This is a genomic window from Acidovorax sp. A1169 (assembly GCF_030704685.1).
In the GTDB taxonomy this organism is placed as follows: domain Bacteria; phylum Pseudomonadota; class Gammaproteobacteria; order Burkholderiales; family Burkholderiaceae_C; genus Acidovorax.
This window is the reverse complement of the sequence record NZ_JAUZDX010000007.1, coordinates 32,480-48,909: the sequence shown is the minus strand read 5'-3', so window position 1 is coordinate 48,909 and position 16,430 is coordinate 32,480. Positions and strand designations below refer to the sequence as shown.

The window sequence follows — 16,430 nt, the reverse complement described above, 5'->3', positions numbered from 1 at the left end:
TTACTGCCCGCTGACGCGCAGCACCTCGCTGCCATAGGCTTCGAGCTTCTTGGCACCCATGCCGCTGATGCCCTGCAGGTCCTCCAGGGTGGCGGGGTTGCGCTCGGCGATGGCCGCCAGCGTGGCGTCGTGGAAGATCACGTAGGCCGGCAGGTTGTGCTCCTTGGCCACCTCGGCGCGCCAGGCCTTGAGGTTGATGAAGCGCACCTGCGCATCGGGCCCCAGGTTGGCGGCCGCGGCCGGTGGCGCGCTGCCCTTGCGGGTGCGCTTGGCTGGCGCGGCCGACACCGACTCGCGCAGTTGTACCGGTACCTCACCCTTGAGCACGGCGCGCGAGCCTTCGGTGAGGCACAGCGTGTCGAAGCTGTGGCCGCTGTCCAGCATCACCTTCTGCAGGCCCAGCGCCCCGGTGGCGATCAACTGGCGCAGCACGCCGCGCAGCTGGGGCTCTGACAGGTCGGCGCCGATGCCGAAGGTGGAGATCTTCTCGTGCCCGAACTGCAGCACCTTCTCGGTCTGCTTGCCGCGCAGGATGTCCATGATGTGGCCGGCACCAAAGCCGATGCGGCTGACCTGCTGCACCCGGTAGATGGTGGACAGCAGCTTGCGCGCTGCGTCTGTGGCGTCCCATATGGCGGGTGGCGTCAGGCAGTTGTCGCAGTTGCCGCAGGGCGTGGACGCTTCGCCGAAATAGGCCAGCAGCCGAACACGTCGGCAATCGGTGGCCTCGGCCAGGGCCAGCAGCGCATCGAGCTTGCCGCGCAGCGCCTGCTTGAACTCCTCGCCCGCAGGGCTCTCGTCGATCATGCGGCGCTGGTTGACCACGTCGTTCAGGCCATAGGCCATCCAGGCGTCGGCGTTGAGGCCGTCGCGGCCGGCGCGGCCGGTCTCCTGGTAGTAGCCCTCGATGTTCTTGGGCATGTCCACGTGCGCCACGAAGCGCACGTCCGGTTTGTCGATCCCCATGCCGAAGGCGATGGTGGCCACCATCACGATGCCCTCCTCGCGCAGGAAGCGGTCCTGGTTCTTCTGGCGCACCTTGGTGTCAAGGCCTGCGTGGTAGGGCAGGGCGGTGAGGCCCGCGTCGCTCAGGGTCGAGGCGAGTTCTTCCACGCGCTTGCGCGACTGGCAGTACACCACGCCGGCTTCGCCCGCGTGTTCGCGCTCGATGAAGCGCAGCAGCTGCGTGGTGGCGTCCTTCTTTTCCTCGATGCGGTAGCGGATGTTGGGCCGGTCAAAGCTGCTGATGAACAGCCGAGCGTCCTCGAGCTGCAGGCGCTCGATGATGTCCGCGCGCGTGAGGTCGTCGGCCGTGGCGGTCAGCGCGATGCGCGGCACGCCGGCATAGCGCTCGTGCAGCACCGTGAGGGCGCGGTACTCGGGGCGGAAGTCGTGGCCCCACTGGCTCACGCAATGCGCCTCGTCGATGGCAAAGAGCGACAGATGCCCTTCGTTGTACAGGCTGTCGAGCAGGCCCAGGAAGCGCGGCGTGTTCAGCCGCTCGGGCGCCGCGTAGAGCAGCGTGATGGCGCCGGTCTGCAGGCGAAATTCCACGTCCTGCGCCTCGTCGAAGCTCAGCGTGGAGTTCAAAAAGGCGGCATCCACCCCCGCCTCGTGCAGGGCACCGACCTGGTCGTGCATCAGCGCGATCAGCGGCGAGATGACGATGGTCACCCCGCGGCCCTGCTGCTGGCGCACGATGGCCGGCACCTGGTAGCACAGCGATTTGCCCCCGCCCGTGGGCATGAGCACCAATGCGTCGCTGCCGCCGATCACGTGCTCGACGATGTCCTGCTGGGGGCCCCGGAACTGCTCGTAGCCGAAAACGTCGTGCAGGACGGTGTGGGCGGGGGAGGGGGCGGATGACAAAGGACGAGAAGACAAACGAATACTCGGGTTTAAGGGCCGTTGGCGCTTTTTCAGCAAGCGATGGCAGGCAGTTGGTATCAATAGGGGCCTGGCAGGTGCCATTTGGCCTGTTGCACGGCAGGCGCATATTGTGCGCTGCATGCGGGCCGGGGCCGCACTTTCTACAATAGGGGCATGCAAGCCCTCCACTACACCCGCGCCCAGCAGCTGCCCGACATCCTCGCCCAACGCATCGCCATCCTCGATGGCGCCATGGGCACCATGATCCAGCGCTTCAAGCTGGGCGAGGCGCAGTACCGGGGCGAGGGCTACACCGGCCCCGGCGGTGCGGGCGACCGGTTCAAGGACTTCCCGCGCGACGTCAAGGGCAACAACGAGCTCTTGAGCCTCACGCGGCCCGACGTGATCAGCGACATCCACGAGCGCTATTTGGCTGCCGGTGCCGACCTGATCGAGACCAATACCTTCGGCGCGACCACCATCGCGCAGGAGGATTACAAGATGGCCGACCTGGCGCGCGAGATGAACCTCAAATCCGCGCAACTGGCCCGCGCCGCCTGCGACAAGTACAGCACGCCCGACAAGCCGCGCTTCGTGGCCGGCGCCCTGGGCCCCACGCCCAAGACGGCCAGCATCAGCCCCGACGTGAACGACCCTGGCGCGCGCAACATCGACTTCGAGCAGCTGCGCGCCGCCTACTACGAGCAGACCGAGGCCCTGGTCGAGGGCGGCAGCGATGTGCTGCTGGTCGAGACCATCTTCGACACCCTGAACGCCAAGGCCGCGCTGTTTGCCATCGACGAGTATTTCGAGAACAGCGGCCAGCGCCTGCCGCTGATCATCAGCGGCACGGTGACCGATGCCTCGGGACGCATCCTTTCGGGCCAGACGGTGACGGCCTTCTGGAACAGCGTGCGCCATGCGCGCCCCCTGGCCATCGGCCTGAACTGCGCCCTGGGCGCCACGCTGATGCGCCCCTACATCCAGGAGCTCAACCGTGTCGCAGGCGATACCTTCATCAGCTGCTACCCGAACGCCGGTCTGCCCAATCCCATGAGCGACACCGGCTTCGACGAGACGCCCGAGGTCACGAGCCGGCTGGTGCACGAATTCGCGGCCGAGGGCCTCGTGAACATCGTGGGCGGCTGCTGCGGCACCACGCCGGACCATATCGGCGCGATTGCGCGCGCGGTGGAAACGGTGCCGGCGCGCAAGATGTTCTACCCGGCGGAGGCCTGATTCTTCGGGCCTGTGGGCCCATCTGTACGAAAATCGATCCTGGCGATGGCTTTGTCATCGCCAGGTGCCATGCATACCATCGCAATTTTGGACCGCAGCATCTGCTGCTGCCGTGAATCCTCCTGCCCGCCATGCTGACCGACGCCCCCACCTCGCCCCCCGTTGCCGCATCACCCGCCCCTATGGCGGGCCGCACGGACCGCGAGGCCCTCAAGCTCGAAAAGCGCCTGGTGCGCCAGGTGAGCCAGGCGATCGCCGACTTCGGCCTGATCGCCGATGGCGACAAGGTCATGGTCTGCGTGTCGGGCGGCAAGGACAGCTACGGCATGCTCGACGTGCTGCGCATGCTGCAGCAGCGCAACGGCCACCGCTTCGAGTTGATCGCCGTCAACCTCGACCAGAAGCAGCCGGGCTTTCCGGCCGAGGTGCTGCCCGGGTACCTGGCAGAGCTGGGCTTGCCCTTTCACATAGAGACGCGCGACACCTACAGCGTGGTCAAGCAGCATGTGCCCGAGGGCAAGACCATGTGCAGCCTGTGCAGCCGCCTGCGCCGGGGCATCCTCTACCGCGTGGCCGACGAGCTGGGTTGCACCAAGATCGCCCTGGGCCACCACCGCGACGACATGCTGCAGACCTTCTTTCTGAACATGTTCTTTGGCGGCAAGCTCAAGGGCATGCCGCCCAAGGTGCAGAGCGACCGGGGCGATCACGTCATTGTTCGCCCGCTCGCCTATGTGGCCGAAACCGATCTCACGCGCTGGGCCGAGCTGCGCGAATTTCCCATCATTCCCTGCACCCTGTGCGGCAGCCAGGAGAACCTGCAGCGCAAGCAGATCGGGCAGATGCTGCGCGACTGGCAGCAGCTGTACCCGGGCCGCATCGAGAACATGGCCGTGGCGCTGCGCAACCTGGTGCCCTCGCATTTCATGGACCCACGCCATTTCGACTTCCAGGGCCTGGTCGCCAACGGTGTGGCCGATGCCGATGGCGACAAGGCCTTCGATGGCGAGGAATTCCCGCAGGCCATCGCCATGCCGTTCCCCCGCTGATACCCACAAATGCCCGATTGGATGGCCCCGATGACCGCCCTCAAAGCCCCTGAACTGCTGCTGCCCGCCGGCTCGCTCGACAAGATGCGCGCGGCCTACGACTTCGGTGCCGACGCCGTCTACGCCGGCCAGCCGCGCTACTCGCTGCGCGCGCGCAACAACGAGTTCCGCCTGGAGCAAATCCGCCAGGGCATCGCCGAGGCCCATGCGCGCGGCAAGAAGTTCTTCGTGACCAGCAACCTGATTGCGCACAACGACAAAATCCGCACCTACCTGCGCGACATCGAGCCCGTGATCGACATGAAGCCCGACGCCCTGATCATGGCCGACGCCGGCCTGATCATGATGGTCAAGGAGAAGTGGCCCGAGGTGCCCGTGCACCTCTCGGTGCAGGCCAACACCACCAACTGGGCGGCCGTGAAGTTCTGGCAGAAGATGGGTGTGGAGCGCGTCATCCTCTCGCGCGAGCTGAGCCTGGACGAGATCGCGCAGATCCGCCAGGAGTGCCCCGACATGGAGATCGAGGTCTTCGTGCACGGCGCGCTGTGCATCGCCTACTCGGGCCGCTGCCTGCTCAGCGGCTACTTTAACCGCCGCGACCCGAACCAGGGCACCTGCACCAACGCCTGCCGCTGGGGCTATGCCACGCATGGCTCGGAGGTCGATGCGACCACCGGTGAGGCCGTGGCGCAGAAGATGGAGGCCGGCTTCGACTTCGCCACCGCCCAGCAGGAGGCCGAGCAGTCCTTTTCCACCTGCGGCGACGGCGCACGCCACCCCGCAGCCGACCAGGTCTACCTGCTTGAAGACATCGGCCGGCCCGGCCAGCTCATGCCCATCATGGAGGACGAGCACGGCACCTACATCCTCAACAGCAAGGACCTGCGCGCCGTGGAGCATGTGGCGCGGCTGACACAGATCGGCGTGGATTCGCTCAAGATCGAAGGCCGCACCAAGAGCCTGTACTACGTGGCCCGCACCGCCCAGGTGTACCGCCGCGCCATCGACGACGCCGTGGCCGGCCGGCCGTTCAACCCCGAACTGCTGGTCGAGCTCGAAGGCCTCTCGAACCGCGGCTACACGGGCGGCCTGCTGGAGCGCCGCCCCAGCCAGGATTACCAGAACTACCTCAGCGGCCACTCGGCCACCCAGCGCAGCCAGTTCGCGGGCGAGGTGCTGGGTGCCGACGGCCAGGAGGTTGTGGGCCTGGTGGGCGACTGGGTGCAGGTGGAAACCAAGAACCATTTCGCCGTGGGCGACCTGCTGGAGGTGGTGCACCCCAGCGGCAACATCCAGTTGCGGCTTGAGCGCATGCACGACGTGCATGGCCAGCCCGTGGCCGTGGCCCAGGGCAACCCGGTGCGCGTGTGGATTCCGCTGCCCGCGCGCTATGCCGGGGCGCTGCTGGCGCGCGTGGTGGAGCAAGCGGCGGCCGCGCCGGAATTGGTGGCGTGATGCGGCGGCGGGCAGGCCTTCTCTCCCTGGCCGCCCTCGCGGGGGCAGCCCTGTGGGTGCCTGGCGCCGGCGCGCAGCTCGGGCCCGAGCCCCCGGTGCGCCATGTGCAAGGCTCCTGGGTCAACCTGCGCGAACGGCCCCGGCCCGATGCCCGGGTGGAGGCACAGCTGCCGGCCAACACGGTAGTGCGCCTGCTGGCCGAGCAGGACGGCTGGTGCGAAGTGTTCTACACCGGCGACGACCGGCTCAACCCCGATGGCAAGGGCGAGGTGATCCGCTTCATCCCCTTTCAGTCGCACATGGCCTGCAACCTGCTGGCGGCGCAGCCCCTGACCCTGCCGCAGGCGGCCAAGGACCCGGCGCGGGCCTTCTGGGTGGCGCCATCGCCCAACCGCCTGCGCGCCTATGGCAATGCCTTGCCGCGCCCTGCGACCCTGCAGATGCCCGCGCTGCAGAAATCCCATGCCGAAGGGGCCGAGGTGCGCTATGCCGCCCGGCCGGAGTTCGATGCCGCCAAGCGCCTGCTGCGCGCTGGCGTGCTGCTCGATACCGCCCACGAGATCGCGCGCGGCAAGCCGGTGCCGGACCCCGTCGCCGACCTCAAGCGGCCGGGCCTGCGCCTGTCACTCCAGCCCATTGCGCCCTCGCGCTTCAAGCGCCATGGCGAGGTGGCCCTGCTGCACGACACCGAGGCCGATGGCCTGGCCGCCGTGGCCGGCAGCCGCATTGCCGTCGTGCCCACAGCGGCGCCCATGGGCCGCTACAACCGCCACAATGGGCCGGAAATCGAATTCGTCACCGGCTTCTGGGACGTGGGGGCGGCCGATCTGGTCTTCGAGCCGCCGCTCACCGTCTATGCCATCACGCAGCAGGGCCTCGTGGGTGCACAGGCCCTGCGCAAGCGCAGCTGGCAGATCGACAACGCGGATTTCTACTGCGGCGGCAACTACACCGGCCCGGCGTTTGCAGATCCGTTGTCCGACGCGGGTGACGAGGTCGTCCCCGTCAAGCGCTATGCGCGCCTGCCGGAAACAGCCCAGGTGCTTACCCGCCTGGTCACCACGACCGAGCTGCCCGCCAGTGCAGTCGTGGTAAAGGCCCAGCGCCAGCCCATGGGCTGGACCATTACGGCCGAGCCTCCGGAAGTCCCCAAGCCGGTGCGCATCCAGACCGCCGTGGTGGCCTACGAGATCGACCTCGACCGCGACGGTATCCCCGACATCCTGCGCATCGAGGTGCCCTTCAAGGGCGAAATGTCGGGCCACCCCATCTTCGCCCACCACTGGTACCTCAACGTCGGCGGCCAGTGGTTCCGGGCCGGCCGCTGGATCGACCAGGAATGCACCTGAGCACCCCCGGCTACTGGCGCGGTGGTGCCGGCTGGCGCAGCAGCGCCGCCAGCACCAGGGCCTCGGCGAGCACCTCGAAGACTTCCTCGAAGGTTTCCAGCGCTGGCGGCATGCCGGGCCATTGATCGACGGCGATGGCCCACAGGCCGACCGCCAGCCCCGCCCACATCAGCGCCTGCGTGCTGCGGTGGGTGAGGGCCCGGTGCAGCCAGGCCAGGGTGGCCGCACCGACCATGCCCACAACCAGCATGGGTGCCTCGCGCACCCAATCCGATTGGCAGGCGGTGGTCCATTCGATGCAGCGGAATTTCCACAGCTCGTGCAGCATGAACTGCTCGTCCAGCGCCAGCGCGCCGAAAGCCAGTACCAGCCAGATCCCCAGCAGCCGGGGCAGGGCGCGCTCGGCGGTCAGCCGCAGGGCGGTGACACCCAGCGTGAGCAGCAGGGCGCTCGACAGCCAGGCGGCCGGCGAGGCGTCGGAGCGGAATGCGCGCTCCCAGCTGGGCGCGAACAGCGCGGCGCTCAGCAGCAGGAAGCCGGCCACTGCGGCAAGCAGGGCCGGAGCGACCCAGGCATGGGGTGGTGCTGCAGGCGAGGGTGGGAGGGTCATGGTGGCGTGGGCAGGGCGAATTCTGACGCAGGCGGGGGCCTGGGGGCGGCCACCCTGTTCATCGGCACTGAATCACTCCAGAATCAGGCGTCTACCCACAGTCCCGCATGGCCACCCCCATCGACTCCTCCCGCCCTGGCGCCTTGCCGCCCGTGGCCCAGTTCCTGGCCGAGGCAGCGCTGCAGCGGCAGTCCTCGCTGCTCGGGCTGGACAAGCCGACTGCGGTGCGCGCGCCGGTTCCGGTGGCTGACCCCGCAGGGAGCCCTGTGCCGGCGCCTTCCGCCACGCCCGTCCCTGCATCGGCACCAGCAGCGGCCCCGGCCGACAAGGCCAGTATCTCGGCCCAGGCGCGCGGCCAGCTGGGCGCAGGGTTTGACCCGCGCCAGGCCTTGCCGGCCGGCGGCGCTGGTGCCAGCGCGGCGGCGCGGACCTCGCTGCCGATACTGCCGCCTGCGGGGGCGCCCTTGGCGGCGTCCCAGGCTGTGCCGGCTACCGGCACGGCGCTGCTCGCTGCGGCCATCTGGCCCGCCGAGGGCCTCGACGCCCCCGTGCTGCGCATGGTGAGCGCCATGGTGGCGCAACTGACCGGGGGTGGCGGCATGCCGCAGCGCGTGGTCGCCGCCCAGCCCTGGCCCGTGGGCCTGGCCCATGCACTCGAAAGAGGCGATGCCGAACCCGGGCAGCCGCCGCTGCAGACCTGGCTGGTGCGCCAGGGAACGGTGCAGACTCCCGAAGGGCCGCGCGGCTTTGCACTGACCCTGCGCATGCCCGTGCCCTGGATGGCATCGCAGTCGGCACCCTCCGCCGTGGCATCGCCCCCGCCGGCACCGCTGCAGATACCGTTCTCCGGCAACGCGCAGGCCTTGCAATCGGGGGTGTTTGCGTTGGTGCTGCAAGGGCCGGAGGCGGCCGCTGCGCGCACCAGCGCGCTGCTGGTGCTGGACTTCCAGGCCCAGTTGCCCGCCTCGGTCTACGGCCGTGAAATGCTGCTGCCGCAAGCCCAGCGCCTGGACCCCTGGACGCAGATGGCGGTGCTGCAGGCCAGCGGGCACCTGCCCACCGAGGAAGCCCGCGAGCGCGACCGGCCGCTGTGCGAGGTGTCTGGCTGCCCTTATGCGGGGCGATCCGCCTGCGCGCAGCCGTTCTGCCTGGCCCTGCGCTGGGTGGAGCCCGTCGTCCCCGTCCGGCCGGCCGGCCCCGGGGCCTGAAGTATCAGCCAGCGAACTGGCTGTCGCGCACATCGCCCACACTGCGGCGTATCTCGCCGTGGCGTGCGCGCGTGATCGGGTAGGCCAGCAGCAGCGGTATCGCGAGTGCCAGGCACAGCGCGGGCAGCGGGCCGGTCATGAGCCGTATGCCGCCCAGCGCCTGGGCCGACTGGGCCACGTTGGGTACGTAGTGCGTCAGGTCAAGAACGGCAGCCACGACCACCGTGGCCAGGGTGCGCGCGATCTTGTCCACCAGACCGAACAGGCCGTAGTACATGCCGGTGGTGCGCTCGCCCGCGAGCATGTGGCCATGGTCGATGGTGTCGGGCACCATCGCGAAGGGCACGATCCAGTGCGCACCCATGCCGATGCCGATCAGCGCCAGCACGACCGGCACGGCCCCCTGCTGGCCCGGCCCGATCCAGTACAGCGCCAACAGGCCGGTGGCGCTGAACACCAGGCCCAGCAGGTAGGCCCGGTTCTTCTCCCAGCGGTCGACCACGCGCTTCCAGACGAACAGCGAGATGCCCACGACGCCCAGCAGGATCGCCATGAGCCGCGGCAGGTCGCCCTGCGTGCCCTGCAACTGGTAGATGACGAAGTAGGCCAGCGCCCCCTGCACCAGCGTCAGGCCCAGGCGCACCAGTCCAGCGGCGCTTACCAATAGCAGGAAGGGCCGGTTGCGCAGCGTGCCGACCAGGGTGCGGCGCACCGAGTCCCAGGCGGGTGCCGGGTCGGCCTGTGCTTCCTCGGTCACCGGTTCGCGCACCCGCCAGGCCACCACGGCCACCGCCATGCCGGCCACCAGGCCAAAGCAGGCACCGGCCAGCGCATAGCCCGTGCGCGCATCGGGCGCGGCGCGCACCAGCACCGGCATCAGCACGCTGCCCGCGAAGAAGCCGAGCAGTGCACCGAGGGACGCAAAGGCTGTGAGGCTGGTGCGCTCGTCGTAGTCGCGCGTGAGGTTGGCGGCCATGGCCTGGTAGGGCAGCTGCACCAGCGTCATCAGCGTGTCGAACAGCGTATAGGTGATGGCGATCCACAGGAAGGCCGCGACGAGCGACAGGCCCGGGGGCACCATCCACACCGCGGCCGACACCACGGCCAGCGGAATGGCGCCGTAGATCAGGTACACCCGGTGGCGGCCCCAGCGCGAGCGCGTGCGGTCCGTCACCCAGCCGAACAGCGGGTCGTTGATGGTGTCCCACACCTTGCCCACCAGCAGGGCGGCGCCGGCCACGGCCGGCGGCACCAGGGCCACGTCGGTGTAGAAGATCATGAGCAGAAAGCCCATGGCGGCGATCAGCATCTGCAGGCCCACGTTGCCGACGGCGTAGCTGAGCTTGGTGCCCAGCGACAGGGTGGAGGCGGTGGTGGCGGCCTGCGCGGCGGCTGGCTCGTTCACAGCGCGTGTGCCGGTTCGGCTACGGGCTCTTCGGCATCCAGCATGGCGCGCACTTCGCGCCGCAGCATCTTGTTGAGGAAGCTGCGCGGGATCTCGGGCACGATGCGCACACGGTCGGGCTGCAAGGCCGCGGCCAGGTTCTCGCCCAGGTACTCGGTGATGTCGTGCTCCAGCGCGCGCCAGCTGTGCTCGGTGCGCCAGCTCTGGCGCAGGCTCACCACCAGCACGGCCTGTTCGCCATGCTGCACCAGGCAGCATTCCTTGACGGCAGGGTGCTGGTGCGTGACCTCTTCCACCTCGCGTGGGTTGAGCATCTGGCTGCCTTTGTGCACGCGGTCAGCATTGCGGCCCAGCACGTGCAGGTAGCCTGCCTTGTCGAAATAGCCTGTGTCGCCCATCACTACCCAGCCGTTGCGAAGTGTCTCGGCCGTTTTCTCGGCGTCGTGCCAGTAGCGCTCGAATTGCACCGGGGTCTGTACCGTGATGAGGCCCGTGGAGCCCAGAGGCAGCGGGTTGAAGTCGTCATCGCGTATCACCACGTCCACGCCGGGCATCACGCGGCCCACCGACGACAGAATCTCCAGGCTGACGGGGGCGCCGCTCGCGTCCACATGTTCGTGCGGCAGCAGCCAGGTGATGGGCGGCAGCGCCTCCAGGCAGCCATAGCCCTGCTGGAAGATGGGGCCGAAGTGGCGGATCGCCTCGGCGATCTTGGGCGCGGGCATCATCTCCGAGCCGTAGGGCACGTGCGTGAGCGAGGCCAGGCGGTAACGCGGCAGCTCCGGGTCGTCCAGCAGGTCGATGATGGCCGAGGGCGAGAGGAAGGCGCGCGAGACCTTGTGGCGCTCGATCAGCCCGGCCAGCGTGGCCGAGCGGAAGTTCTCGGGCATCACCAGCACCGCGCCCGAGAGCAGGGTGGGCAGCACCAGGTCCGAGCCCGGCCCCGTGAGCGGCAGGCCCAGCATGTTGATGTCCTGGCCACTGGCGGGGGGCGTGAAGTTGATCGACTGCGCGATGAAGCGCACGCTGTCCAGGTACTTGCGGTGGGTATAGCCGATGGCCTTGGGCAGCCCGGTGGTGCCCGAGGTCATGTGCAGCGCGAACACCTCGTCCTCGTGCACCTTGGCCGTGCCGCGCGTGGGCGTGGCCCGGGCCAGCGCGTCCTCGTAGGGCTTGCCCAGGGCCAGGATGTGCAGGCCGGGCAGGCGCTCGCGCACGGTGGCCAGAATGGGTGCGCTCAGCGCCGGGTCGTGGATGAACACGGTGGGCTGCACGCGCAGCAGCGTGTCGAGCGCTGCCTGCGCCGACAGGTGCTTGTGGAAGCTGGCGAAGATGGTGCCGTTTTCGAACGTGGCCAGGCGCGTCTCGTACTGCTCGCCGGTCTCGGGCAGCCAGGTGAAGACGATGTCGCCCTGTTTCACGCCCTGCGCCTGCATCCAGCCATGCAGTCGCAGCACGCGCTCATGCAACTGCTTGTAGGTCAGGGTGCCGCGCCGGTCGATGAGGGCGCGTTTGTTGCCATGCAGACGGTAGGCCAGGCGGGCCACCGCACGGGCGGTGCGCAAGCGGCTCAGCAGGAAGCGAGCCACGGCGCTGCGCAGGGAGGGAAGGGCCACCGTTGTCTCCTGGTTGGGCGTGATGCCAGGCAGTCTCCCATGCACCTTCCGGGGCAAACATTTCCATTTGTTGGCCCTCGTATCCGCCTGTTTCAGGCAACGCCAAGCGGTCGCTTCATGCCGACAACAGGCACCAACGCGGCTGCGCAGCGTCGCCCGCGCGCAACAGCCTCTTCCGCAGGAGCGCCTGCAATGAAAAAACCGCCAGGGCCGGGTGCGGCGCTGGCGGTTGGCTTCGAATGAGGGCGGTCGGGTGGGCCGCTTCAGTTCTGGATAGAGCAGGGACTCAAGGATACAGGCCGCGCATTTCGCGGGCGTGCAGAATGCGCTGGCAGGCCACGATGAAGGTGGCGGTGCGCAGGCTCACCTTGTGCTCCTGGGCCACCTGCCACACGCCGGCAAAGGCGTCCTGCATGATGCGCACCAGGCGGGCGTTGATCTCGTCCTCGCTCCAGAAGAAGCTGGAGAAATCCTGCACCCATTCAAAGTAGCTCACCGTCACACCGCCGGCGTTGGCGATCACGTCGGGCAGCACCAGCACGCCCTTGTCGTGCAGGATGTCGTCCGCCTCGGGGGTGGTGGGGCCGTTGGCCCCCTCGATCACCAGCTTGGCCTTGATCTGGCCGGCGTTGTGCTCGGTGATCTGGCCTTCCAGGGCGGCAGGGATCAGGATCTCGCAATCCACGCCCCAGAATTCCTCGGGCTTCATGGCTTCGGCACCGGCAAAGTCGCCCACGCCTCCACGGATCTTCACATGGGCCAGCAGCGCCGGCACATCAAGACCCTTGCCGTTGAAGATGGTGCCGGTGTGGTCCTGCACGGCCACCACCTTGGCACCGGCTTCGGCAAACAGCTTGGCTGCGATGCCGCCGACGTTGCCGAAGCCCTGCACCGCCAGGCGTGCGCCTTCGAGTTGCAGGCCGGTGAGCTTGGCGGCTTCCACACCCACGGTGAACACGCCGCGGCCGGTGGCTTCCACACGGCCCAGCGAGCCGCCCAGGTCCACGGGCTTGCCGGTGACCACCCCAGTGGCGGTGGAGCCGGTGTTCATGGAGTAGGTGTCCATCATCCAGGCCATGATCTGGCCGTTGGTGTTCACGTCGGGCGCAGGGATGTCCTTGGTGGGGCCGATGATGATGCCGATCTCGCTGGTGTAGCGGCGCGTCAGGCGTTCCAGTTCACCCATGGAGAGCTTCTTGGGGTCCACGCGGATGCCGCCCTTGGCACCGCCGTAGGGCACGTTCACCGCCGCGTTCTTGATCGACATCCAGGCCGACAGGGCCATCACTTCCGACAGTGTCACGTCCTGGTGGAAGCGCACGCCGCCCTTGCCGGGGCCACGCGAGGTGTTGTGCTGCACGCGGTAGCCCTCGAAGTGGGCGATGGTGCCGTTGTCCAGCTCGATCGGCACGTCCACGATCAGTGCGCGCTTGGGGCGCTTGAGGGTTTCCACCCAGCGGGCCAGGTGGCCGAGGTAGGGCGTGACGCGGTCCACCTGCTGCAGGTAGATGCCCCAGGGGCCGAGGTTGTCGGCCTGCAGGTACGAAGGCAGGGTGTGCACGGCGCCCAGTTTGGAAGGGGTGGCCGGAGCGCCGGAAGATTGCGACATGGTGAATTTCCTTGTGGGATAAGTTCAAGCCACGAAGCTTATTCCTGCCCCGCAAGGCTGTCCAAGGCAAGAGTGTTACAGGGTTATGCAATCGATGCATAAACTGGGAAATCCGTCCCTGGCGGCCAAGCGCTCCGAAATGAATAGCGCTCGGGCCTCTCTGCGAAAGCGCTGCTGGCCATCGCCGCCGATGCTGCCCGCCTGCTCCCTTTCCTTGCCAGTCACACAGGAAGGCCCTTGGCGCGCAGCATTGCGTTGAAACGCTCCGGGTCGGACGTGCCCGCGAGGTTGCTCGCGCGGATGCGCGCCTCCTTCTCCAGGTGCAGGTGCGCGCGTTCCAGCACCGTGGCTGCATCGGCGGCGGGGATGGCGATGACGCCGTCGGCATCGCCCAGCACCAGGTCGCCCGGCAGCACGGCCAGGCCTGCGCATGCGATGGGCACATTGATCTCGCCCGGGCCCTCCTTGCTGGGCCCGCGGTGCGTGTGGCCACGGGCGAAGACCGGCAGCCCGCCCTCGGCCCATTCCAGCCGGTCGCGCACGGCGCCGTCGATCACCAGGCCGCCGAGCTGCCGGACCAGGCAGGTGGTGCGCATCAGCCCGCCCATCAGCGCCTGCGTGAGATCGCCACCGCCGTCGATCACCAGCACGTCGCCGGGCTGCACCATCATCAGCGCCTTGTGGATCATGAGGTTGTCGCCCGGGCGCACGCGCACGGTGACAGCCGGACCGCACAGCACGGTGGCCAGATTCTCGTGGTAGCCGTGCAGACCCATGGCACCCACGCTGCGGCCCATGCAGTCGGCGGCCACGGCCACGGGAATGCTGCGGAAAGCGTCAACCAGCGCGGCGGGAAGGCGGTCCTGGCGGGGCTCTATGCGGTAGCCCGGCGGCCACGCGCTCGGGGAGGAAGGGGTGGGGGGAGTGGCAGGGGTCATGGCAGTGCTCGTTGAGAAAAGGAGGAAAGCACCTGCGGGTTCACGCAGTGGGCGGGATCGATTTGTCCGTGCAAAAGCGCAGCGAGCACGGTCTGCGCAGCACCACGGGCCATGGCGGCGAGCGCGGCCGGGGTGGAGCCGCCCACATGGGGAGTCAGCACCACGCTGGGCAGTGCCAGCAGGGGGCTGTCCGGCGGCAGAGGCTCGACCGCCATGGTGTCCAGTCCGGCTGCAAACAATTGCCCGCTGCGCAGTGCGTCGATGAGTGCGGGTTCGTCCACCACCTCGCCGCGTGCGGTGTTGATCAGGATGGAGCCAGGGCGCATCTGCGCGATGCGCGCGGCGTCCATCAGGCCGCGCGTGGCGCTGTTGAGCGGTACATGCAGGCTCAGCACATCGGCCGCCTGCACCACCGCGTCTACGGTGGGCAGCAGGCGCACTGCCTCCAGGCCCCGGGGCACGGCGCGAAGGCCTGGGTCGAAGGCCACCACGGGCATGCCCAGTGCCAGTGCCACGCGCGCCACGCGCTGGCCCACTTCGCCAAAGCCTACCAGGCCGAGGGTGTGGCCCTGCAGTTGCAGGCCATCCTGCGCGCGCGACCAGCGGCCCGAGCGCAGCTCGGCGTCCATCCAGGCGATGCGGCGCGCCGCCGCAAAGATCAGGCCCCAGGCCATTTCGGCGACCGACTGGGCGTTGGCCCCGGGCGTCACGCACACGGGGATGCCACGCTGCGTGGCGGTATCCACGTCGATGTTGCTCACGCCCACACCGTGCTTGCAGATGATGCGCAGCGTGGGGCAGGCCGCCAGGTCTGCGGCGGTCAGCAGGGCCGTGCGCGAGATGATGGCATCCACGGGCTCGGCGGAGAGGATACGGCCCACGGCGGATCGGTCCTGGCCGTCGGGCAGGTAGAGGACGCGGCAGCCGGCTTGCTCCAGCAGATCAGTGCCGGTGCGTGCCAGCGTGGGCGCCGTGACAAAGACGGTGAGGGGGGCGGAGAGCTGGGCCATGGTCAGTCGAGCTGAATCTTCGCCTGGCGCACCAGGTCGCCCCAGCTGCGGTGCTCGGAGCGCACCAGTTCGGCAAACTGCTGCATGCTGCGGCCGGTGGCGGGTGTGCTGCCCTCGGCGGCGAACTTGGCCAGCACGTCGGGCCGCGCGATCACGCGGGTGACCTCGGTGTACAGGCGCGCCAGGATGGGCGTGGTCACGCCGGCCGGCGTGACCACGCCCGACCAGGTCTGCGCGTCGAAGTCCGCAAAGCCCGACTCTGCCACCGTGGGCACGGCGGGCAGCGCATTCAGACGCGTGGGCGAGGTCACGGCCAGCGCGCGCAGGCTGCCGCCGTTGACCTGGCCAAGCACCGAGATCGAGTTGCCGACGAAGAAATCCACATGGCCGGCGCGCAGGTCGTTCACGGCAGGGCCCGCGCCCTTGTAGGGCACGTTCACCAGCGCAATGCCCGCACGCCGCTCCAGCAGCTCGATGGCCAGGTGGGCCACCGTGCCGTTGCCGGCAAAGGCCACGCGCATCGACTCGGCGCTCTTTTTGGCGGCCGCCACCAGTTCGGCCAGGCTGCGGTAGGGGGCATCGGCCTTCACCGTGACCACCATGGGCTGCGAGGCGACCAGGGCCACCGGCGCCAGGTCCTTGAGCGGGTCGAAGGGCATCCTGGCATACAGGGAGGGGTTGATGGCCATGTTCGCCGTCTGCCCGATGCCGATGGTGTAGCCGTCGGGCGCTGCCTTGGCTATGGCGTCCAGGCCGATGTTGCCTGCCGCGCCCGCGCGGTTTTCCACCACCATCACCCAGCCCGTGGCCAGGGTGATCTTTTCGGCCACCAGGCGGCCCAGGAAGTCGGCGCTGCCGCCGGGCGGGAAGGGCACCACCAGCCGGATGGGGCGCTGTGGCCAGGCATCCGTGGCCTGGGCCATGGCGGTCAGCGGCAGCAGGGCAGCGGCGGCCGCAGTGGTGAGCAAGGTGCGTCGATGGATCAAGGTGTGTCTCCGGTTTATGGGTCTGGGCGAGCGGATTCTGTGGCGCCCAAACCATTCCCGTCTATTGGATAAAATTCATTCATTCAT

At 68.6% G+C, this 16,430-nt stretch carries 13 protein-coding genes; 5 read left to right on the top strand and 8 right to left on the bottom strand.

Annotation, left to right across the window (positions count from 1 at the left end; all coding sequences use genetic code 11):
- Nucleotides 1–1,971, bottom strand: a complete 1,971-nt coding sequence (gene recQ / locus QYL93_RS13470; RefSeq protein ID WP_370876972.1) for a DNA helicase RecQ — start codon at nt 1,969–1,971, stop codon at nt 1–3.
- A gap of 72 nt (nt 1,972–2,043) precedes the next feature.
- On the opposite strand from recQ, the gene QYL93_RS13465 reads away from it, so the two are divergent.
- From QYL93_RS13465 to QYL93_RS13450, 4 genes are all read left to right on the top strand, one after another.
- Entirely contained in the window at nt 2,044–3,108 is a 1,065-nt protein-coding gene (locus QYL93_RS13465; protein WP_305744105.1) for a homocysteine S-methyltransferase family protein, read from the top strand.
- Nucleotides 3,109–3,239: 131 nt separating this feature from the next.
- Nucleotides 3,240–4,157: a tRNA 2-thiocytidine(32) synthetase TtcA gene (gene ttcA, locus QYL93_RS13460; RefSeq protein ID WP_305744104.1), complete on the top strand. Its 918-nt coding sequence runs from the start codon at nt 3,240–3,242 to the stop codon at nt 4,155–4,157.
- Nucleotides 4,158–4,166: 9 nt separating this feature from the next.
- On the top strand, nt 4,167–5,612 hold the full coding sequence (gene yegQ, locus QYL93_RS13455) for a tRNA 5-hydroxyuridine modification protein YegQ (protein WP_370876971.1): 1,446 nt from the start codon (nt 4,167–4,169) through the stop codon (nt 5,610–5,612).
- Nucleotides 5,612–6,961, top strand: a complete 1,350-nt coding sequence (locus tag QYL93_RS13450; protein WP_305744102.1) for an SH3 domain-containing protein — start codon at nt 5,612–5,614, stop codon at nt 6,959–6,961. The genes yegQ and QYL93_RS13450 overlap by 1 nt, the downstream gene beginning before the upstream one ends.
- Before the next feature lie 10 nt (nt 6,962–6,971).
- Here QYL93_RS13450 and QYL93_RS13445 read toward each other — a convergent pair whose 3' ends face one another.
- Nucleotides 6,972–7,571, bottom strand: coding sequence for a hypothetical protein (locus QYL93_RS13445; protein WP_305744101.1), 600 nt, complete (start codon nt 7,569–7,571; stop codon nt 6,972–6,974).
- A 107-nt stretch (nt 7,572–7,678) separates the two neighbouring features.
- Here QYL93_RS13445 and QYL93_RS13440 point away from each other — a divergent pair, with 107 nt between their 5' ends.
- Nucleotides 7,679–8,779: a hypothetical protein gene (locus QYL93_RS13440; RefSeq protein ID WP_305744100.1), complete on the top strand. Its 1,101-nt coding sequence runs from the start codon at nt 7,679–7,681 to the stop codon at nt 8,777–8,779.
- Nucleotides 8,780–8,783: 4 nt separating this feature from the next.
- Here the strand turns inward: QYL93_RS13440 and QYL93_RS13435 are convergent, their stop codons facing one another.
- The 6 genes from QYL93_RS13435 to QYL93_RS13410 all read right to left on the bottom strand — a co-directional run bounded on the left by QYL93_RS13435 (nt 8,784) and on the right by QYL93_RS13410 (nt 16,343).
- Nucleotides 8,784–10,184, bottom strand: a complete 1,401-nt coding sequence (locus tag QYL93_RS13435) for an MFS transporter (RefSeq protein ID WP_305744099.1) — start codon at nt 10,182–10,184, stop codon at nt 8,784–8,786.
- Nucleotides 10,181–11,800, bottom strand: a complete 1,620-nt coding sequence (locus tag QYL93_RS13430; protein ID WP_305744098.1) for a class I adenylate-forming enzyme family protein — start codon at nt 11,798–11,800, stop codon at nt 10,181–10,183. The genes QYL93_RS13435 and QYL93_RS13430 overlap by 4 nt, the downstream gene beginning before the upstream one ends.
- 286 nt (nt 11,801–12,086) lie before the next feature.
- On the bottom strand, nt 12,087–13,409 hold the full coding sequence (locus QYL93_RS13425) for a Glu/Leu/Phe/Val dehydrogenase (RefSeq protein WP_305744097.1): 1,323 nt from the start codon (nt 13,407–13,409) through the stop codon (nt 12,087–12,089).
- Nucleotides 13,410–13,630: 221 nt separating this feature from the next.
- Entirely contained in the window at nt 13,631–14,347 is a 717-nt protein-coding gene (locus QYL93_RS13420) for an RraA family protein (RefSeq protein ID WP_305744096.1), read from the bottom strand.
- Entirely contained in the window at nt 14,344–15,357 is a 1,014-nt protein-coding gene (locus tag QYL93_RS13415) for a hydroxyacid dehydrogenase (RefSeq protein ID WP_305744095.1), read from the bottom strand. Before QYL93_RS13415 ends, QYL93_RS13420 begins: the two co-directional genes overlap by 4 nt.
- A gap of 2 nt (nt 15,358–15,359) precedes the next feature.
- Nucleotides 15,360–16,343: a tripartite tricarboxylate transporter substrate binding protein gene (locus QYL93_RS13410; protein WP_305744094.1), complete on the bottom strand. Its 984-nt coding sequence runs from the start codon at nt 16,341–16,343 to the stop codon at nt 15,360–15,362.
- Nucleotides 16,344–16,430 lie beyond the last annotated feature (87 nt).